19 protein-coding genes and 1 riboswitch are annotated in these 19,729 nt (G+C 71.9%); of the genes, 10 read left to right on the plus strand and 9 right to left on the minus strand.

Annotation, left to right across the window (positions count from 1 at the left end):
• On the minus strand, window positions 1-620 hold a 620-nt coding region (locus tag BLQ63_RS12875), incomplete at its 3' end, for a sugar-binding domain-containing protein (RefSeq protein ID WP_342673937.1).
• 263 nt (window positions 621-883) lie between these two features.
• On the minus strand, window positions 884-1,549 hold the full coding sequence (locus BLQ63_RS12880; RefSeq protein WP_091034948.1) for a hypothetical protein: 666 nt from the start codon (window positions 1,547-1,549) through the stop codon (window positions 884-886).
• Between the two features lie 183 nt (window positions 1,550-1,732).
• Here BLQ63_RS12880 and BLQ63_RS12885 point away from each other — a divergent pair, with 183 nt between their 5' ends.
• Complete coding sequence (locus tag BLQ63_RS12885) at window positions 1,733-2,671, plus strand: DMT family transporter (protein WP_091034953.1); 939 nt, start codon at window positions 1,733-1,735, stop codon at window positions 2,669-2,671.
• A 28-nt stretch (window positions 2,672-2,699) separates the two neighbouring features.
• On the opposite strand, the gene BLQ63_RS12890 is transcribed toward BLQ63_RS12885, so the two are convergent.
• A complete protein-coding gene (locus BLQ63_RS12890; RefSeq protein WP_143014868.1) occupies window positions 2,700-3,260 on the minus strand; it encodes a hypothetical protein in 561 nt (186 codons plus the stop codon).
• A gap of 179 nt (window positions 3,261-3,439) precedes the next feature.
• Here BLQ63_RS12890 and BLQ63_RS12895 point away from each other — a divergent pair, with 179 nt between their 5' ends.
• Entirely contained in the window at window positions 3,440-4,225 is a 786-nt protein-coding gene (locus BLQ63_RS12895; RefSeq protein WP_091034960.1) for an SGNH/GDSL hydrolase family protein, read from the plus strand.
• A 182-nt stretch (window positions 4,226-4,407) separates the two neighbouring features.
• A complete protein-coding gene (locus BLQ63_RS12900; protein WP_177154919.1) occupies window positions 4,408-5,193 on the plus strand; it encodes an SGNH/GDSL hydrolase family protein in 786 nt (261 codons plus the stop codon).
• Between the two features lie 173 nt (window positions 5,194-5,366).
• Here BLQ63_RS12900 and BLQ63_RS12905 read toward each other — a convergent pair whose 3' ends face one another.
• Window positions 5,367-7,496, minus strand: coding sequence for a RecQ family ATP-dependent DNA helicase (locus BLQ63_RS12905; RefSeq protein WP_091034970.1), 2,130 nt, complete (start codon window positions 7,494-7,496; stop codon window positions 5,367-5,369).
• A gap of 56 nt (window positions 7,497-7,552) precedes the next feature.
• Here BLQ63_RS12905 and BLQ63_RS12910 point away from each other — a divergent pair, with 56 nt between their 5' ends.
• Window positions 7,553-8,149: a DUF1349 domain-containing protein gene (locus BLQ63_RS12910; RefSeq protein ID WP_091034975.1), complete on the plus strand. Its 597-nt coding sequence runs from the start codon at window positions 7,553-7,555 to the stop codon at window positions 8,147-8,149.
• Between the two features lie 99 nt (window positions 8,150-8,248).
• Here the strand turns inward: BLQ63_RS12910 and BLQ63_RS12915 are convergent, their stop codons facing one another.
• Window positions 8,249-8,653: an MGMT family protein gene (locus BLQ63_RS12915; RefSeq protein ID WP_091034980.1), complete on the minus strand. Its 405-nt coding sequence runs from the start codon at window positions 8,651-8,653 to the stop codon at window positions 8,249-8,251.
• Window positions 8,654-8,761: 108 nt separating this feature from the next.
• A riboswitch (TPP riboswitch) is annotated at window positions 8,762-8,864 on the plus strand.
• Window positions 8,865-8,901: 37 nt separating this feature from the next.
• Between BLQ63_RS12915 and BLQ63_RS12920 the strand changes: the two genes are divergently transcribed.
• The 5 genes from BLQ63_RS12920 to BLQ63_RS12940 all read left to right on the plus strand — a co-directional run bounded on the left by BLQ63_RS12920 (window position 8,902) and on the right by BLQ63_RS12940 (window position 13,111).
• Window positions 8,902-9,504 carry an ECF transporter S component gene (locus tag BLQ63_RS12920; RefSeq protein WP_091034984.1) on the plus strand — a complete coding sequence of 201 codons (603 nt, stop codon included), beginning with the start codon at window positions 8,902-8,904 and terminating at the stop codon, window positions 9,502-9,504.
• A gap of 4 nt (window positions 9,505-9,508) precedes the next feature.
• Window positions 9,509-10,948: an ABC transporter ATP-binding protein gene (locus BLQ63_RS12925; RefSeq protein ID WP_091034988.1), complete on the plus strand. Its 1,440-nt coding sequence runs from the start codon at window positions 9,509-9,511 to the stop codon at window positions 10,946-10,948.
• A gap of 58 nt (window positions 10,949-11,006) precedes the next feature.
• Entirely contained in the window at window positions 11,007-11,804 is a 798-nt protein-coding gene (locus BLQ63_RS12930) for an energy-coupling factor transporter transmembrane component T family protein (protein WP_091034992.1), read from the plus strand.
• Between the two features lie 46 nt (window positions 11,805-11,850).
• The gene (locus tag BLQ63_RS12935) at window positions 11,851-12,411 is read left to right on the plus strand and encodes a riboflavin biosynthesis intermediates N-glycosidase (protein WP_091034996.1); all 561 of its coding nucleotides are present in this window, start codon (window positions 11,851-11,853) and stop codon (window positions 12,409-12,411) included.
• Window positions 12,412-12,490: 79 nt separating this feature from the next.
• Complete coding sequence (locus tag BLQ63_RS12940; protein WP_091035000.1) at window positions 12,491-13,111, plus strand: MBL fold metallo-hydrolase; 621 nt, start codon at window positions 12,491-12,493, stop codon at window positions 13,109-13,111.
• A 135-nt stretch (window positions 13,112-13,246) separates the two neighbouring features.
• Here BLQ63_RS12940 and BLQ63_RS12945 read toward each other — a convergent pair whose 3' ends face one another.
• From BLQ63_RS12945 to BLQ63_RS12960, 4 genes are all read right to left on the minus strand, one after another.
• Entirely contained in the window at window positions 13,247-14,452 is a 1,206-nt protein-coding gene (locus BLQ63_RS12945) for a DUF6596 domain-containing protein (protein WP_091035929.1), read from the minus strand.
• A 13-nt stretch (window positions 14,453-14,465) separates the two neighbouring features.
• Complete coding sequence (locus tag BLQ63_RS12950; protein WP_091035004.1) at window positions 14,466-14,876, minus strand: YciI family protein; 411 nt, start codon at window positions 14,874-14,876, stop codon at window positions 14,466-14,468.
• Window positions 14,877-15,096: 220 nt separating this feature from the next.
• Complete coding sequence (locus tag BLQ63_RS12955; RefSeq protein WP_245680969.1) at window positions 15,097-16,935, minus strand: ABC transporter ATP-binding protein; 1,839 nt, start codon at window positions 16,933-16,935, stop codon at window positions 15,097-15,099.
• Between the two features lie 2 nt (window positions 16,936-16,937).
• On the minus strand, window positions 16,938-18,833 hold the full coding sequence (locus BLQ63_RS12960) for an ABC transporter ATP-binding protein (RefSeq protein ID WP_091035936.1): 1,896 nt from the start codon (window positions 18,831-18,833) through the stop codon (window positions 16,938-16,940).
• A gap of 79 nt (window positions 18,834-18,912) precedes the next feature.
• On the opposite strand from BLQ63_RS12960, the gene BLQ63_RS12965 reads away from it, so the two are divergent.
• Entirely contained in the window at window positions 18,913-19,701 is a 789-nt protein-coding gene (locus tag BLQ63_RS12965) for a TetR/AcrR family transcriptional regulator (protein WP_091035009.1), read from the plus strand.
• The last annotated feature ends 28 nt before the right edge of the window (window positions 19,702-19,729 follow it).

Below are 19,729 nucleotides of genomic sequence, written 5' to 3' on the forward strand. Positions count from 1 at the left end.
TCGGGGCGGTGCACGAGCGTGACCGGTCGGAAGATCCCCGACAGCCACCACATGTCCTGGTCCTCCAGATACGACGCCGCCGACCACTGATGCACGCGCACCGCGAGCACGTTCTCGCCCTCGCGAAGCAGCGGCGTGGCGTCGAACTCGGTCGGCAGACGCGAACCCTTCCCATCACCGAGGAGGGTCCCGTTGAGCCACACGGCGAACGCGGAGTCGACGCCCTCGAAGCGCAGGAGCGTCGTGCCGGTGCCGGGCCAGTCGGCGGGGAGGGTGAAGGTCCGCCGGTACTCGCCGGTCGGGTTCGCGTCGGGGACCCGGGGCGGGTCGACGGGAAACGGGTAGTACGTGTTGGTGTACTGCGGCTTCCCGTACGGCGCTGCGCCGCTGAGGTCGTGCATCTGCCACATCGACGGCACGGCGAGGGTGTCCCAGGCTCCGGCGTCGAAGGCGGGGGCCTCGAAGCCCTCGGTGGTGTCGTGGAGGCCGGCTCCGAGGCGGAAGCGCCAGTCGCCGTCGAGGCTGAGCGCGGCGGCGTCGGAGGCCGGTGTCGCCCGCGGATCGCGTCGCCCGCTCCCGGGGCTAACGCTTTCCACATAGGTGAAATCGGTTCGGCTCACAGGTTCCCTTTCAGTGTGCGATCGGTCCGGCCGGGCGGGTGGTGACGCGCGACAGGCCGCCGACGGGCGCAGTGCACCCGCGAGCCGCGGCCGCCCGCGGCATCCGCCCGCCGGACTTCCGACCCGAACTGCCGCGCTCCAGCGCGGCCGCCTCGTCTCGGTCGACGGCTCGGGCCCGCCAATTCTGCGTCACACCCCGACCGCGATGCCAACTTCGGCGCCGGCTTTCTCGATCCGCACACGGAGAGGGCAGATACCGGTTTCTACCCTACCGGTTTCAGCATCGCCGCGAACGCCACCGTGTCCTCCGGGAAGTGCTCGGCCGCATAAGCCTCCAGCTCAGGGGTCACCAGCAGCGTGTCCACCAGCGCCACCCCGTTCTGCTCGTCCGCCCAGCCGCCGTTCACGTACACCGGGAACTCCTCGACCAGCTCGTCGGCGATCGCCTGCAGCTCCTCCGCGCTCAGCTCCTCGGCCGGGTCCCCGATCTCGGGCTCGGAGTACTGCAGCTCCGGGTAGTCGGCCATGTCGACCTCCTCGGTCGGCACCGGGTCCTCGGTGAGCACCAGCGACTTCCCGTCGAACGTGCCCGTCACGATGTACGAGCCCCAGCGGACCCCCTCGGCCTCCTCGTGGTCGACCGCGTCCCAGTCCCAGCCGGTCACCGGCAGGCCCCCGCACTGCGGCGGATACGACTCCGCGACCACCCCGCACAGCTCCGCGGCGTCGCGCTCGACTCCCTGGAGCACCGTCAGCGCCCCCTGGTACACGATCCCGTCCGCCGGGGCCGTCGACTCGCCCGACTGCGCGTCGTCGGCACCGGACGCCGCCCCGTCGGGCTGTCCGCCCGCGTCCTCCGACTCCGCCCCCTGGCCGCACGCCGCCAGCATCAGCAGCGCCGCGACCGGGATGAGCCGTTTCAATGTCATGTGTCCCATCATTTCCCTCTGACGCCGTACACCGCCACCGGGTTCCCAGTCGAATAACGGATAACCGAAACCGGACACCGGTGCTAAGTTGGGCCCGACGACGGCACCGACCGCCGACCCGCCCGCGGCGCGCCTCGCCCACCCGACGACGGCCGCCGCCCATCCCGAGGAGCGTCCGCCGATATGAGCGAGCGATTCAACACCCGTGCCGCGCTGGCCGTCGGCGTCACCGTCCTGTGCTGGGCCTCCGCCTTCGTGTCCATCCGCGACGCCGGGCAGCACCTCGACCCCGGACCGCTCACCCTCGGCCGCGCCGGCGTCGCCGCCGTCGTCCTCCTCGCCGTCTGGGCCGTCCGCCGCGAAGGACTCCCCAAGCGCCAGGCCTGGCCCGGCATCGTCACCTCCGGCGTCCTGTGGTTCGGCGTGTACATGGTCGCCCTCAACTGGGGCGAGCAGCTCGTCGACGCCGGCACCGCCGCGCTCATCGTCAACATCGGCCCCATCCTCATCGCCCTCTTCGGCGGCTGGTTCCTCAAGGAGGGCTTCCCTCCCCGCCTGTTCCTCGGCATCACCGTCTCCTTCGCCGGCGTCGCCGTCGTGAGCCTCTCGATGTCCCAGCACGGCGCCGGATCGCTCGCCGGCATCCTGCTGTGCCTGGTCTCGGCCATCACCTACGCCATCAGCGTCGTCGTCCAGAAGCCCACGCTGCGCCACTGCACCTCGCTCCAGTTCACCGCCTTCGGCAACCTCATCGCCGCGGTCCTGTGCCTGCCGTTCGCGCCGCTGCTGTTCTCCCAGTTGGGCTCCGCCCCGACCTCCGCGACGCTCCACGTGCTCTACCTCGGCCTGTTCCCGACCGCGCTGGCCTTCCTCACCTGGGGTTACGCCCTCAGGTTCACCTCGGCCGGGAAGATGGGCGCCACCACCTACGTGGTGCCCGCGATCGTCGTCGGCATGTCCTGGCTGTTCCTCAGCGAGATCCCGACCTGGCTGACCATCGCGGGCGGCGCCCTGGCGCTGGCGGGCGTGGCGGTCTCCCGCTCGCGGGGCAGGCGCGACAAGGACGCGACGCTTCCGCCGGTGGAAGCCACCGACGCCGCGGCCCCGGCCGTGAAACCCTAGACACCACTGCCGCCGAGGGCGGCTGCGCTCAGGCCCGCGCGGCCTCTGCCAGCCGCTCCAGGCGGGTCTTCCACGCGGCCTTGGCCGCCGCGGACTCCTCGGCCGACGCCAGCTTCGCGACCTCGACCTGCACAGCGGTCTTCTCGCCGCCCCTGGCGGACAGGTTCACCAGTATCCGGGTGCCGTCCGAGGCGTCGAACCGCACCGACTTCGGCGGCGACGCGCTGCGCTGGGACAGTTCGAGATCGGGCAGCCACCGGGCCCGCACGTCGGCGTCGGCCACCTGCTCGAAGGCCGCGCCGATCGACAGGTCCAGCGTCTTGGACGCGCTGGCGCTGAAGGTGCCGTCAGGGCGCTGGCCCGGCTCGCGCAGGCCGCGCTCCTGCTCGTACCCGACGGTGATGGACTGGGCCCACCAGCCGTCGATCTCGAACTCGCGCACCAGCATCTGCGCGATGGCGGTGTGGCCGAGGCCGGCCGCGCCCCGCTCGTCGAGGAGCTCCAGCCAGGTCTGCCAGTTCGCGCCCGTGCCTTCGATGAGCGCCTGGTCGGACATGGTCTGGCGCCGCGGTGCCGTGGGTTCAGCCATCTCTTCAGACTAGGGGAGTCGCGCAGCGGTCGCGCCGCTTTCCCCCTGCCGCGCGCCTTCTGCACCGCCGCATGATTCGTCGCGTAACCGACAGTTCTCACCGTCTATGGCGAATTTCGCCGCTCTGTACCTGATCGGGCCCTACAGTTCCCAACGAACCGATTCGGAACGGAGCCCGCATGATCCCTGCCCGCCTTTCGGCCGCCGCTCTCGCCGCGTCCGCCGCGCTCGTCCTCCTCCCCGCGACCGCCCAGGCGGCACCGGCACCGCTCGACTACGTCGCGCTCGGCGACTCGTACTCGTCCGGGGCCGGCGCGGGGGAGTACTTCGACCAGGAGTGCCTGCGCTCGAACCTGGCCTACCCGCGGCTGCTCGCCGCCGGGACCGGCGCGGACCTGACCTTCGCGGCCTGCTCCGGGGCCACCGGGGCGGACCTGCTCGCCCAGCAGCTCGGATCGCTCGACGAGGAGACGGACCTGGTCACGGTCACCATCGGCGGCAACGACATCGACTGGGCCGAGGCCGTGAGGGCCTGCATCACGCCGTTCACGAAGTGCACCGACGACATCGAGGCCGCCGAGGCCCGCGCCCGCACCGAGCTGCCCGGCCTGCTCGACGGCGTCTACGGCGCGATCGGCGACCGCGCCCCCGCCGCCGAGGTCTTCGTGCTCGGCTACCCGCGGCTGTTCAACGAGACCGACGAGTGCGACGCCTTCGGCCAGACCTCGGTGAGCGAGCAGCGGCGCATGAACCGGGCCGCCGACCTGCTGGGCGAGACGATCGCGGCCGAGGCGGCCGAGCACGGGTTCACCTATGTGGACGTCCGGGAGGACTTCGCCGGGCACGCGGTGTGCGACGACGTCGAGTACGTCCACGGCCTGCGGCACCCGTTCGCGGAGTCCTACCACCCGAACGCTCTGGGCCACTCCGACGGCTACTTCCCGGCGATCTCCAGGGCGCTCTAGACCCGGCTCGCGGCGGGGCGGCGGGTCCGCCCCGCCGACGCCGCCGCCCGGAGTCGAACGCGGCGAACGGGGAACGATATATGTAAAGTTCCCGATTTGTGATGGTGTAGGGGTTCCCCATAAGTTACCGGCGAGTTCACAATATGGGGCAAGTCAACGACGACACGCAAAGGACTCCCCCCATGCGCCGACTCCGCAGAGCAGCGACCCTCGCCGTCGCCCCACTCGCCGCGCTCCTCCTCGTCCCCGCGGCGGCCCAGGCCCAATCCGAGCCCCTCGACTACGTCGCCCTCGGCGACTCCTACTCCTCGGGTTCAGGTGCCGGCCCCTACACCGACCTGCTGTGCCAGCGCTCCGAGAAGGCGCACCCCTCGCTGCTCGCCGAGGAGCTGGACGCCGAGCTCACGTTCGCCGCGTGCGGCGGCGCGACCACCGACGACGTGCTCGCCGACCAGGTCGACGCCCTCGACGAGGACACCGACCTGGTCACGATCGGCATCGGCGGCAACGACATCGGCTGGACCGGCGCCATCACCGCGTGCATCACCCCGTTCAAGAACTGCACCCCTCAGATCGAGGAGGCCGAGCGCAAGGCCACCGAGGAGCTGCCCGCGAAGCTCGCGGCCGTCTACGACGCGATCAGCGACCGCGCGCCCGACGCCGAGGTCTACGTGACCGGTTACCCGCGCCTGTTCGCTGCGAGGAACACCTGCGACGCCTTCGGGCAGATCAGCATCGCCGAGCAGCGGGCCATGAACGAGGGCGCCGACCTGCTCTCCTCGGTCATCGAGGCGGCCGCCGAGAACCACGGGTTCACCTATGTGGATGTGCGGGACGCCTTCGCCGACCACGGGATCTGCGCGAGGACGCCGTGGCTCCACGGCTTCACCGTCCTCGAAGTGCCCTACCACCCCAACGCCCTCGGCCACCGCGACGGCTACTTCCCGACCCTGCTCGCGGCACTGTAGGCGCGGACGCCGAGCCGGCCGAACACGACGGTTCGGGTCCGAAACCGTGGACACGACGCCGACGGGCCCGACCGCATCACGGTCGGGCCCGTCGGCGTTCGCCGGTCAGGACCAGCGGTCCGGCAGGACAGCGAACGCCGGGTCGACCACGGCGTTCCGTCCCCAGACGGGCTTCACGCCTGCAGCGCGAGCGTGAGCGGGTGGACCGCCGTGGCCCCCGCTTCGCGCAACCGCATGGCGGCCACCGTCGTCGACCATCCCGAGTCGCGCACGTCGTCCACCAGCAGGATGCTCGCCGCAGGCACCGGGAAGTCCACGGTGAACGCGCCCAGGACCTGCTGGAGCCGCTGCGCGCTGTTGGCCCGGTGCGCGCCCGCCACCGCGCCGGGCGCGCGGCCCAGCGCCCCCAGGTACTCCATCCGGCCCAGGCCCGCGATGCGCTCGGCCAGCCCGTTCACCAGGCGCGGACGCGTCGTCGACCCCATCGACACCACCGCCGAGGGCCGCTCGGTCCAGTCCCAGGACGCCAGGACCTTCACCACCGCCGCGAACACGTCGCCGGGGACCTCCCGGTCGGACCCGTCGGACAGGAGCGCGCGCAGCGGCCCGCCCCAGCCGATGTCCGACAGCCGCGCCAGCGCCCGGCCCGGCTCGGCGCTGCGATCGGCCGGGATCTTCCCCTTCAAGTCGATCCCGATCGCCTGCAACCCCGTGGGCCACATGCGCTTCGCCTCGACCGCGACGCCCGGCTTCGACAGCGCCGCCGCCGCGCCCTCGGCCGCCTCGGACGAGACGCCGGCCGCGGCGCGGGTGCCGGTGCAGTTGTCGCAGCGCCCGCACGGCACGGCCTCGGCGTCGTCGAGCTCGGTGCGCAGGAACTCCAGGCGGCACCGGTCGGTCGCCTCGTACGCGAGCATCCGCCGCTGCTCGTGCTGCCGCGCCGTGGCCACCTTCGCGTACCGCTCCGCGTCGTAGACCCACGGCTGCCCCGTGGACTCCCAGCCGCCCTTGACGCGGCGGACCGCGCCGTCCACGTCCAAGACCTTCAGCATCATCTCGAGCCTGGTGCGGCGCAGGTCGACCCGCGTCTCCAGTGCCGCGGTCGACAGGGCCCGGCCCTCGGCCGCGAGCACGTCGAGCGTGCGGCGCACCGCCTCCTCGGCGGGGAACGACAGCGACCCGAAGTAGTCCCAGATCGCCCGGTCCTCGCTGCCGGGCAGCAGCACCACCTCGGCGCGGTCCCTGGCGCGCCCGGCGCGGCCGATCTGCTGGTAGTACGCCACCGGCGACGACGGCGCCCCCAAGTGGACGACGAAGCCGAGGTCGGGCTTGTCGAAGCCCATGCCCAGGGCGCTGGTCGCCACGAGCGCCTTGAGCTTGTTGCCGAGCAGGGCCTCCTCGCGTTCGAGGCGGTCGGCGCCCTCGGTGCGGCCGGTGTAGGAGGCGACCGCGTGGCCCCGCGAGCCGAGGTAGTCGCTGACCTCCTCGGCGGCGGCGACGGTGAGCGTGTAGACGATCCCCGAACCGTCGAAGCGCGGCAGCTGCTCGTCGAGCCAGGCGAGCCGGTGGGCGTTGTCGGGCAGGTCGGCGACGGACAGGCGCAGCGACTCGCGGTCGAGGCTGCCGCGCAGCACCAGCGTGGAGGCTCCCGGCTTGTCGAGCTGCTCGGCGATGTCGTCGGAGACGCGGGCGTTCGCGGTGGCCGTGGTGGCCAGGACCGGGACGGTACCGGGCAGGTCCTCGATGAAGGTGGCGATGCGCCGGTAGTCGGGGCGGAAGTCGTGCCCCCAGTCGGAGATGCAGTGGGCCTCGTCGACCACGAGCATCCCGCACCCGGCGGCGAGCTTCGGCAGCTGGTAGTCGCGGAACGCCGGGTTGTTGAGCCGCTCGGGGCTGATGAGCAGCACGTCGACGGCGTCCTCGGCGATGGCCTCGGCGGTGGCGTCCCAGTCCTCGGGGTTGGCGGAGTTGATGGTGCGGGCGCGCACGCCCGCGCGCCGGGCGGCGTCGATCTGGTTGCGCATGAGCGCCAGGAGCGGGGAGACGATCACGGTGGGGCCGGCGCCGCGGCGGCGCAGCAGCGCGGTGGCGGTGAAGTAGACGGCGGACTTGCCGAAGCCGGTGCGCTGCACCAGGAGCACGCGGCGGCCCGCGTCGTCGGCATCGCAGAGGGCCTCGATGGCCCGCCACTGGTCCTCGCGCAGCCGCGCGTGCTCGCCCGCGAGGGCCCGCAGCAGGGCCTCGGCCTCCTCGCGGAGCGTCCCGGAAGCTTCTGGCGGCGTCTGCTCGGTGCTCGGTGACATATGCACCGTTCTACCGCACTGGTGTGACAGGTGCCGACACCGCTACGCTCGGAACGATGGACATTGACGCACCGATCGACATCCCCTGGAAGTCAGGCGCCTGGACCACCCTGCCCGTCGCGGCGGAGGAGGAGCAGGACGGACGCCTGCTCGTGACCGCGGCCGAAGGCAGCGACGCGTGGCGGCACACCTGCTACGGCTTCGTGCACGACGACGAGCACGCGCTCCTGGAGGCCTGGAACCCCGAGCGGGCGATCGAGGTGAGCTTCGTCGCCGCACTCGACGCCCAGTTCGACCAGGCCGGGCTGGTGGTCCGCGTCGACGCCGAGCACTGGATCAAGACCGGCGTCGAGTTCGCCGACGGCGCACTGCAACTGGGCGCCGTGGTGACCGACGGCAAGTCCGACTGGTCGACGGCGCCGGTGCCCGAGTGGGCCGGGCGCGAGGTCACCATCCGGGTCACCCGGATGCGCGACGCGGTCGTCATCCGCGCCCGCGTCGAGGAGGAGCCGTGGCGCCTGGTGCGCCTGGCCCCGCTCGACCCGGACGCCGCCGCCAAGGCCGGGCCCTACTGCTGCGCCCCGAGCCGGGCGGGCCTGACGGTCGCGTTCACCGCCTGGCGGCATACTGAGCCGGACTCGGATCTGCACTGATGTCGTACCCGGCGGGTATTTTTGCACCAGGGGTCCCTTAGACCGGGAATATCACGATATTTGTGGATATCTCCGGTGATCACTGTCGCGGTGTGACGCTCAGTCCCGGTCGAAGTCGCCTTCGAATTCATCCTCGAAGTCGTCGCCTTCGACTCCCGGACCGTCGTCGAGCTCGGCCGCCAGGAGCTTCAGGTCGTAGACCGACATGCGCTGGCTCCGGTCGGCCCTGCCCTTGGCGCTCACCGTGACGCCGTCGTCGCGCAGCAGGTCGGGCACGTCCCGGCCGCTGCGCCCGTCGGACCAGCGGAAACCCTCCGACACCGTCCCGCCCGCCGTCAGCACCCGGTACGCCTTCGCCACCCCGCCGTCGTCCTTCATGAACGCCCCCACCTGCCGCGGCCCGGTCCCGATCAACTCGGCCAGATCCCCGTACGACGTCCAGGTGCCCTCCGGCAGCGCGTCCACGACCCGGCGCACCAGCTCCCAATCCCGTTCAGTGGTCATCCCGGAAATCTACGGCCAGCGCCGGCCCCGCCCGCGCCCGCTCCCGCGCGTTCCCGGCCACCTCCGGCCCCGCGCAGCGGCTACCGGCGCACCACTTGGTGTTAACGTCGAACCAGACAGGGGAGCCGATTGGCTGAGAGTGCGGAACCGACCGCAGACCCTCACACCTGATCCGGGTAATACCGGCGTAGGAAGTCGTTCGTCGACCGCTGTCGCGACGTGTCCCCGATTTCGTGAAAGGCATGCCCATGCCCGACAGCACCTCCCTCAACGCCCCCGGCCGCTGGCGCACCGTCGACATCCTCACCTGCGCCGTCCTCGCCGTCGCCTTCGGCGTCGTCTTCTGGGCCTGGAACTTCGTCTGGGCCGGACTCTCGCCCGCCCTCGAGTTCCTGCCCCCGCTCAACGGCATCCTCTACGGCGTCTGGCTCATCCCCGCAGTCCTCGCCCCGCTCATCGTCCGCCGCGCCGGCGCCGGCCTGCTTACCGAAGCCCTCGCGGCGACGGTCTCGGCCCTCCTCGGCTCCCTCTGGGGCTTCTTCGTCATCTACCAGGGCCTGATCCAGGGTCTCGGCGGCGAACTCGCCTTCGCGGCCGGACGGTACCGCCGCTACGGCACCCTCACCGCCGTCGCCGCGGGCGCCCTCGCCTGCGTCGGCGCCACCCTCTTCGACGTCTTCGCCTACTACCCCACCTACGACCTGTGGGCCTTCAAGGTCCCCTACATCGGTTTCGCGATGCTCTCGGGCGCGATCGTCGCCGGCCTCGGCTCGAAAGCCCTGGTCAAGGCCATGCTTCCCACCGGCGCCCTCGACCGGTTCCCGGCCGGGCGCGAACGGGCCCGGATCTGACCCGATGGTCCCGGTCGAGTTCCGCGGCTTCGCCTGGCGCCACGCCGGACGCCGAGCCCAGGCGGTCGCGGGCGTCGACCTGCGCGTCGAGCCCGGCGAGCGGGTGCTCCTGCTCGGCCCTTCGGGGTCGGGCAAGTCCACCCTGCTCGCCGCGCTCGCCGGGCTCCTCACCGACGACTCCGGCGAGCAGGACGGCGAGGTCCTCATCGACGGCAAGCCCGCCGCCGACCAGCGGGCCCGCGTCGGCCTCCTCTTCCAGGACCCCGAGTCGCAGCTGGTCATGGCCCGCAGCGGCGACGACGTCGCGTTCGGCCTGGAGAACCAGGCCGTGCCCCCCGGCGAGATCTGGCCGCGCGTCCACGCCGCCCTCGAAGCGGTCGGCTTCCCCTACGGCCCCGACCGCCCCACGCACGCGCTCTCCGGCGGCGAGCAGCAGCGCCTCGCCCTCGCCGGGGTCCTCGCCCGCCGCCCCGACCTGATCCTCCTGGACGAGCCGACCGCGAACCTCGACCCCGAAGGCGCCCAAGACGTCCGCGAGGCGCTGCGGTACGCGCTGGCGGACTCCGAGGCGACCATGATCGTGGTCGAGCACCGCGTCGCCGACATCCTCGACCTGGTCGACCGCGTCATCGCCCTCGGCCCCGGCGGCACCCTCATCGCCGACGGGCCCGCGGCGGCGGTCCTGGCCGAGCACGGCGAGAGCCTTGCCGCCCAGGGCGTCTGGGTGCCCGGGGTGCCGCTGCCGTCACGGCCGGCCGGGACGGCAGGCGACGTCGCCCTGCGCGGCGACGGACTCACCCTCGCCTACCCCGGGGCCGACCGCCCCGCCCTCGACGACGTCACCTTCGCGCTGCGCCGAGGCGAACTCGTCGCCGTCACCGGACCCAACGGCTCGGGCAAGTCCACCCTCGCGCTCCTCGCGGGCGGCCTCGCCAGACCCACGAGCGGCGTGGCCACCGTCCCCGGCGAGGCGCGCCCCCTCCACCGGCTCCCGGCGCGGCGCCTGGCCACCCGCGTCGGCTCGGTGTTCCAGGACCCCGAACACCAGTTCGTGACGCCCACGGTCCGCGACGAACTCGCCTTCGGACCCCGCCAGGCCGGCTGGCCCGCCGACCGGACCGCCGCCCGCGTCGCCGAACTGCTCGACCGACTCCGCTTGGCGCCCTTGGCCGAAGCGAATCCACACACGCTCTCGGGCGGCGAAGCCCGGCGACTGTCCGTCGCGGGCGCCCTCGCCGCCGCCCCTGACGTGCTGCTCCTGGACGAGCCGACCTTCGGCCAGGACCGCCGCACCTGGGGTGAACTGGTCGACCTCACCGCCGACATCCGCGACGAGGGCACCGCGCTCCTGGCGGTCACGCACGACCGCGACTTCGCCGCGGCCCTCGCCGGACGCGAACTCGTCCTCCGCGGCGGCCGCCTCGCGGAAGGAGCGGCCGAATGATCACCGGGCACCAGAATGCCGCGTTCCGTGTACCGGCCCTGTCCCACCGGAGGGGCCCGTGCTGACCCTCGCGCCCGTCTGCGACGCCGACGCGCCCATCGCGCGCGTCAACCCCGTCGCGAAACTCGCCGCGGTCGCCGCCGTCTCGACCACCGCGCTCGTGGCCGCCGACTGGCTGACCCCGCTGCTCCTCCTCGCCGTCCTCGCCGCCGCGATCCCTTTCAGCGGCATCCGCATCCGCGCCCTCGCGCGCCACCTCGCCTGGCTGTGGCTCGCCGCCGGCACGGTCGTCGTCGTCAACGCCCTCTTCGCCGCCGAGCAGACCGGCCGCACCCTTCTCGCGTTCGGACCCGTCGAGATCAGCTCCGGCGCCCTCCTCGACGGCACCGCCATCGGCCTCAGGGTCTGCGTCGCCGCCACCGCCGGCGTCCTCGGCTTCGCCACCACCGACCCGACCGACCTCGCCGACGCCCTCACCCAGCAGCTCAAAGCCCCTGCGCGCTTCACCCTCGGCGCGCTCGCGGCCCTGCGGCTCCTGCCGCTCCTGGGCGCCGAATGGCAGCAGATCACCACCGCGCGCCGCGCCCGCGGCCTCGAAGCCGGCTGGAACCCGCTGCGGCGCGCCCGCCTGTTCGCCTCGACCATGTTCACGCTCCTGGTCGGCGCGATCCGCCGGGCCGGACGCCTCGCCGCCGCCATGGACGCGCGCGGCTTCGACTCCGAGATCCCCAGGACCCACGCCAGAACGCAGCGCATGGCGGCGGGGGACTGGGCGCTCACCGCGCTGGCCGTCGCGGTGTGCGCCGGGGCGGTCGCCGCCAGCGTCGCCTACGGCACCTTCACGGTCTTCCTCTGACCGCAACCGGCTTGCGCCGCCGGGACGGCCGTGCGAAGGTGGCCCCATGTCCGATTCCCTTGTGCTGCCTCGCGACGTCGAAGAGGCCGTGGCCTTCGAACGTGCCGATCGAGCATTGCGGTACCTGCACTTCTGGGGCCACGACCGCGAAGCGGACGGCACCATCGGGCGCGGCTGCCTGAGCCAGTGGTGGCCGGTCGCGTTCACCGAGGACGGGCACCGGTTCGCCTCCGCCGAGCACTACATGATGGCGCGCAAGGCCCGCCTGTTCGGCGACGCCGAAGCCGAGGAGCGGATCCTCGCCTCGTCGCACCCGGCCGAGGCCCAGAAGCTCGGCCGGAAGGTGCGGGGCTTCGACCACGCGGTCTGGGAGGCCGAGCGGTCCGCCATCGTGGCCCGCGGCAACGAGTTGAAGTTCGGACAGCACCCCGACCTGCGCGCCTATCTGGTCGCCACCGCCGGTCGCGTCCTGGTCGAGGCCAGCCCGCGCGACCGAATCTGGGGCATCGGCCTGGCCGCCGGCGACCCGCGGGCGGCGTCCCCGGCCGCCTGGCGGGGCCTGAACCTCCTCGGCTTCGCCCTCATGGCGGCGAGGGACCGGCTCTGACCGCGAACGGCGCGTGAAGGGACCGGTGAATCCCGGGATGCGTCGCCCCGACCCCGCAGTGCGTCATACGGTGGAAGGCATGCGACTGACCAGATTCGGCCACTCATGCGTCCGCTTCGACACCGGCGAGGGCGTCATCGTCATCGACCCGGGCGTCTTCTCCGACCCCGCGGCCCTCGACGGCGCCGACGCCGTGTTCATCACCCACCAGCACCCCGACCACTGCAACGACCCCGAGCTGCGGCGCCTCCTCGAGGACCGGCCCGAGGTGCGCCTCTACGGGCCGTCATCGCTGTCCGAGGTGCTCGGGAGCCTCCCGTTCACGACGGTGAGCGCCGGCGACGCGATCCCCGCGGCGGGCACCGAGGTGAAGGTGATCGGCAGGCACCACGCCCAGATCCACGCCGACATCCCCGTGGTCCCGAACGTCGGCTACCTCGTGGACGGCGTCTTCCACCCCGGCGACGCCCTCACGGTCCCCGACGAGCCGGTCCGACTCCTCCTCGCGCCGATCGCCGCGCCGTGGCTGAAGCTCGCCGAGGCGGTCGACTACATCCGGGCCGTGGACGCCCCGATGGTCCACCCCATCCACGACGCCATCCTCAGCGACACCGGCCTGACCATGGTCGACCGGATGCTCGCCAACCTCGTCGGCGACTCCTATGAACGCATCGCGGACGGGCACACCGCCACCATCTGAACCCACGCCTGCCGCCGGGCGTCGCCGCCGGACCGGCGAACGCCATGGGCGGCAACCGCAACCAACCACGCGCGGCGGCCGCCGGAGACGGACCGGCCACCGGTGACGGCCTCCACGGCCTTGGCGCGCATCGGCTCAGGACCCGTCGCGGTCGACCGGCCCGTCTGATCCCGTACCGGACGGGCCGCCGCCGGGCCGCGCGCGCCGGTTCAGGCGCGCCGCCTGCTTGAGCAGGTGCGCCATCTCGGCACTGCTCGTCGCGGCCTGGGCCGCGGCCGCGTACAGCCGCGCCGCCTCGCCGTCGTTCCCGGCCTGCTCGTGCAGGTAGGCGGCCACGGCGTCGCGCCTCGGCAGCCCCGCGTCCAACTTCTCGACCTGCCGCAGCCCGGCGAGCGGCCCGTCGACGTAGCCGACGGCGACCGCGCGGTTGAGTTCCACGACCGGGTTGCCCGGGACGATCCGCACGAGCTCGTCGTACCACTCCAGGATCTGCGACCAGTCGGTCTCATCGGCCGACGCCGCGTCGTCGTGCAGCGCCGCGATCGCGGCCTGGACCTGGTACTCGCCGAGCGCATCGCGCGCGAGCGCGTCCTGGAGCAGCTCCACGCCTTCGGTGATCATCGCCGTGTCCCAGCGGGACCGGTCCTGGAGCGCCAGCGGCACCAGATCGCCCGACGCGTCGAGCCGCGCCGCCCGGCGCGCGTGGTGCAGCAGCATCAGGGCGAGCAGGCCCGCCGCCTCGGGATCGTGCGGGACCGAAGCGGTGAGCTGCCGGGTCAGTCGGATCGCCTCGGCGGCGAGGTCGGTGGCGCCGCCGAAGCCGTGATCGAACATCAGGTACAGCACGCGCAGCACGGCCCGCACGTCGCCGGGCCGCTCGAACCGCTCCCCGGCAAGGGTCCGCTTGGCGCGCGAGATGCGTTGGGCCATGGTCGATTCGGGGACGAGGAACGCCCTGGCGATCTGCGCCGTCGTCAGGCCGCCGACCGCGCGGAGCGTCAACGCGATCGCGGAGGCCGGACTGAGCGCGGGATGGCAGCAGCGGCTCAGGAGCAGCAGCGTGTCGTCCGCCTGCCCGGCAGGACCGGGGGCCGGTTCGTGCGTCACCGCGACCTCGCGCATCGCCCGGGCCGACGCCGATCGGCGCGCGTCCAGGAACTTGCGCCAGGCCACGGTGACCAGCCACCCCTTGGGCTCGTCGGGCATCCCGCCCTCCCAGCGCCGCACGGCCTCCATGAGCGCGTCCTGCACGGCGTCCTCGGCCGCCGCGAAGTCGGCTCCGCGGCGGACGAGGACGCTCAGGACCTGCGGGCTCAGATCCCGCAAGAGGTGTTCGCCGATCATCGGGACCGGACTACTCCACGACCGGCGGCTCGGTCAGGAACGGCCGGACCTCCAGCCACTCGTGCAGCGGCTTGCCGTCCTTGCCGGGCGCCGAGGACAGGTACGCGGCGGCCTCGTAGGCCCGCTCCTTCGAGTCGACGTCGATGATCATCCACCCCGCGATGAGGTCCTTGGTCTCGGCGAACGGCCCGTCGGTGACCGGCGGCCGGCCTTCGCCGTCGTAGCGCACGAACTCGCCGTCGGGGGCGAGCGCCTGCCCGTCCACGTATTCGCCCCTGGCGCTCAGGTCGTCGGCGACCTTGCCCATGAACGCGATGTGGGCCGCGATCTCCTCGGGAGTCCACTGGTCCATGAACGCCTCGGCGTTGGGGTGCGGCTTCGGTCCGCCGCGGTAGTGCTTGAGCAACAGGTACTTCGCCATGATGACTTCCTCCGTGTTCGGGCGGCTCGTTGCGCCGCCGACATGCCTGGGACGGCGCCGGTCCCCGGTTCTCGACATCGTGCGGCACCAGATTCGCAGATTTCTTCGAAGAATTTTCCGGGCTGCGCTGGAAGCGCGTAAAAGCGCAGGTCCGCCAGGGGGCGTCGTCCTGGCGGACCTGCGTTCACGGGGCCTGGTTTCCTCTTCAGGGCTTCCCGGGTCAGGGTCGGGTCGGGGCGGCCGGGTCCTCCTCTTCGACCGCCGGCTGGGCGAACTGGGCCTCGTAGAGGCGCGCGTAGGCGCCCCCGGAGGTCAGCAGCGCCTCGTGGTCGCCCTGCTCGACCACGTGGCCGTGCTCCATCACCACGATCAGGTCGGCGTCGCGGATCGTGGAGAGGCGGTGGGCGATCACGAAGCTCGTGCGGCCCTGGCGCAGGGCGATCATGCCCTGCTGGACCAGCATCTCGGTGCGGGTGTCCACCGAGCTGGTCGCCTCGTCGAGGATCAGGATCGACGGGTCGATCAGGAACGCCCGCGCGATCGTCACCAACTGGCGCTCGCCCGCGCTCAGGCTGCCCTCCTCGGCGCCGACGACGGTGTCGTAGCCGTCGGGGAGGGTGCGGATGAAGTGGTCGGCGTGGGCCGCCGAGGCCGCGGCCACCACTTCCTCGCGGGTCGCCTCGGGCCTGCCGTAGGCGATGTTCTCCGCGATGGTGCCGTCGAAGAGCCACGTGTCCTGGAGGACCATGCCGATGCGCCGGCGCAGGCGCTCGCGCTCCACGGTGGAGACGTCGACGCCGTCCACGGTGATGCGCCCCGCGTCGAGGTCGTAGAACCGCATGAGCAGGTTCACCAGGGTCGTCTTGCCCGCGCCCGTGGGACCGACGATCGCGACCGACTGGCCCGGCTCGGCCGACAGCCACAGGTGCTCGATCAGCGGCTCGTCCTCCAGGTAGCGGAACGACACGTCCTCGAACGCGACCCGGCCGTCGACGGCCGCGAAGGCGCCGTCGCCGGCCGGCAGCGGGTCCGGGGACTGCTCCTCGGCGTCGAGGAACTCGAAGACGCGCTCGCCCGAGGCGACGGCCGACTGGATCTGCCCGAACATCGCCGCGAGCATGTTCAGCGGGTTCGAGAACTGGCCCGTGTACTGGATGAACGCCTGGATCTGGCCGAAGGTGAGCACCGCGGCGGCCACCTGGAGCCCGCCGACCACGGCCACCAGCACATAGGTCACCGAGCCGAGGAACGCCATCGCCGGGCCGAGCAGGCCCGCCACCCACTGCGCGCGCACGGTGTTGTCGTACAGCTCCTCGTTGTGCCGCTTGAACGTCGCGGCGCCCTGGGCCTGGCGCCCGAACAGCGTCACCAGCTGATGGCCGGTGATCATCTCTTCGACGTGCCCGTTGAGCTTGCCCGTGGTCGCCCACTGCTCGGCGAACCGCGGCTGGCTGCGCTTGCCGATCATCCTGGTCGCCAGCACCGTCAGCGGCAGCGTCAGGACCACGACGAGCGTGAGCAGCGGCGAGATCGTGAGCATGATGATCGGGACGCCGACGAGGAACAGCAGGCCCTGCACGACCCGCTGGGTCACCTGGCCCACCGTCTGCGTCAGGTTGTCGATGTCGTTGGTGACCCGCGAGAGCACCTCGCCGCGCGACCGGGAGTCGAAGTAGCGCAGCGGGAGCGAGGACACCTTCCGGTCGGCCTCGGCGCGCAGGTCGAAGGCCATCTGCTGGGCCATCTTCGCAATCGTGCGCCCGTTGGAGACGGTGATCACGAAGGTCGCCAGCGCCAGCACGACGGCCAGCCCGAGCATCCGGGCGAGCGCCGCGAAGTCGAGGTCGCCCGCGCTCGCGCCTTCGATGACGAGGTCGGTGGCGCGCCCGAGGACGGTGGGGATCGAGAGCATCCCGCACACCATGAGGACGCCGAAGCCGATCACCGAGGCCAGGCGGAAGCCGTCGCGCCGCAGCAGTTCGAGGATGCGCCGCACGGTGCCGCGGAAGTCGTCGGCTTTCTTGAGCGCCGGCACTCCCATGCCGGCGGGTCCGCGCATGGTCACAGCGCCTCCTGAAGGGTGAGTTGGGAAGTGACGATCTCGTGGTACACCGGGTTGGTCGCCAGGAGCTCCTCGTGGGTGCCGGTGCCGACCACGCGCCCGGCGTCGAGGACGACGATGCGGTCCGCGTCGCGGATGGTCGAGACGCGCTGGGCGACGATGACCTGGGCGGCGTCGGCGATCTCGGTGGCGAGCGCGGCCCTCAGGGCGGCGTCGGTGGCGGTGTCGAGCGCGGAGAACGAGTCGTCGAAGAGGTAGACCTTGGGCCGGGCCACGAGGGTCCGGGCGATGGCGAGGCGCTGGCGCTGGCCGCCGGAGACGGTGGTGCCGCCTTGGCCGATGACGGTGTCCAGGCCGTCGGCCATGGCGTGGACGAAGTCGGCCGCCTGGGCGACTTCGAGTGCGTGCCAGAGGTCTTCGTCGCTCGCGTCGGGGTCGCCGTAGCGGAGGTTGGAGCCGACGGTGCCGGAGAACAGGTAGGCCCGTTGGGGGACGAGTCCGATGGTGCGGGCGATGAGGGCCCGGTCCATGTCGCGGAGGTCGACGCCGTCGACGCGGATCGCTCCGGCGTCGACGTCGAACAGGCGGGGGATGAGGTGGAGCAGGGTGGTCTTGCCCGAGCCGGTGGAGCCGATGACGGCGGTGGTCTGGCCCGGCCTCGCGACCAGGTCGACGTCGCGCAGGACGGCCTCTTCGGCGCCCGCGTAGCGGAAGGTGACGCCCTTGACGTCGAGTTCGCCGAGGCCGACGAGTTCGGTGACGGGTTCGGCCGGGTTCGCGATGCCGGGCTCGGTGTCGAGGACTTCGCGGATGCGGCCTGCGGCGACCTTCGCGCGCGGCAGCATCATGAACACGCCCATGGACATCATGACGGCGCCGAGGATCTGTCCGGCGTAGGTCAGGAAGGCGATGAGGTCGCCGATCTGGAGGGTGCCGTCGGCGATGCGGCCGGCGCCGATCCAGACGATGGCGATCGCGGTGATGTTGCCGAAGACCATGGCGGTGGCGCCGAAGAAGGCCTGGACGCGGCCGACGCGCAGTGAGGCGTCGGTCAGTTCGGCGTTGGCATCGGAGAAGCGGCGCTGCTCGTGGTCGTCGCGCACGAAGGCGCGGATGACGCGGATGCCGGTGATGTGCTCGCGCATGACCTGGTTGATGCCGTCGATGCACCGCTGCATGATGCGGCTGGCGGGGATCATCGCGCGGACGATGCCGTAGATGACGACGGCGACGACGGGCATGGCGGCCAGGAGCACGCCTGCCATCGGGACGTCGAGGCTCAGGGCGAGCGCGAGGCCGCCGACGGCGGCGATCGGCGCGGTCAGGAGCATCGTGAGGGCCATGACCAGCATCGTGACGATCTGGGTGACGTCGTTGGTGGTGCGGGTGATGAGCGAGGGGGCGCCGAAGCGGTCCATCTCGGCGGCCGAGAACCGCTGCACCTGGGCGAAGAGGTCGGCCCTGAGGTCGCGGCCGACGGCCATGGCGGCCTTGGCGCCGAAGTAGACGGCGAGGCCGGCGGCGGTGATCTGGACGAGGGTGACGGCGAGCATGAAGCCGCCGTGGCGCAGCACGTAGTCGGTGTCGCCTTGGGCGACGCCGTTGTTGATGAGGTCGGCGTTGAGGGTGGGCACGTAAAGGGTGGCCATCGTCTGGACGATCTGGAAGACGACGGTGAGGACCAGGGGGCGGCGGTGCGGGCGCAGGTATTCGCCGATGAGCCGGAAGACGTGTCCTTCGGGCGAGGACTCCTCGGGGTCGGCCTCCGAGCCGGCGCCCTTGGGGGTCGGGGGTTCGGTCGGAGTGGCGGGCGCGGAGCGCCCTCCGGTCTGGGGAGAGGTGGGCGCACCGAACCGGTCGGGTGGGGTGACGGGTGAGGGCGGTTTTCCTGTCATGCGGACGAGCATAGCAGTACTCTTGGACCGAGTACAAAGTTTTTCTCGGTTCAGATTTTGATCTGGTATAGTTATAGGTGTGGAGCAACACACCGGCCTGCGAGCCCGCAAGAAGAACGCGACCTGGGACCTCTTGAAGACGACCGCGCTCGCGATGTTCGAGGAGCGCGGCTACGAGAACGTCTCCGTCGCCGAGATCGCCGCCGCCGCCGAAGTCTCCAAGGCCACGGTCTTCAACTACTTCCCCAGCAAGGAAGACCTCGTCATCGGCGGCATGAAGCAGCACACCGGGGACGCCGCCCGCATCGTGCGCGAGCGCCCCGTCGGCCAGACTCCGCACGACGCCCTGCGTGAACACTTCCTCCACCTGCTCGAACGCCACGCCCCGCAGGTCGGCATGAGCGACAGTCCGCTGTTCCTTCAGATCCAGCGCCTCCTCATCGCCACGCCCGTCCTCATGATCAGCGCCATGGACTACCGCCGCCGCTCCTCGATCGAACTCTCCGAGGAACTCATGGCCGAGGGGTACTCGCAGCTGACCTCGCGGCTGGTCGGCGCCCAATTGCTGCACACCCAGTACATCCTCGTCGAGCTCAACGTCAGGCGGATGCTCAACGGCGACCCGATCGAGGACATCCGCCGGCAGGCGTTCGCCGCCGCCCACCACGCCTTCGGCCTGCTGGAGAACGGCATCGGCGACCTGATGCGCCGCGACACCGAGCCGCCCGCGCCGGACGCCTCCTACACTCCCGACGGGTGCCGCGTCGACTACGAGCCGGGCGGGAGCGAAGCGCGCGAGGCCGCCGAGCGGGTGCTCAACGACACCGAGAACGAACTCCTCCAGGACCTGACCGACCCGAGGCGCTGACGCGACCTGCGTGAACAGGGATGCCCGT

Origin of the sequence: Glycomyces harbinensis (assembly GCF_900101745.1) — a bacterium.
GTDB classification, from domain to species: domain Bacteria; phylum Actinomycetota; class Actinomycetes; order Mycobacteriales; family Micromonosporaceae; genus Glycomyces; species Glycomyces harbinensis.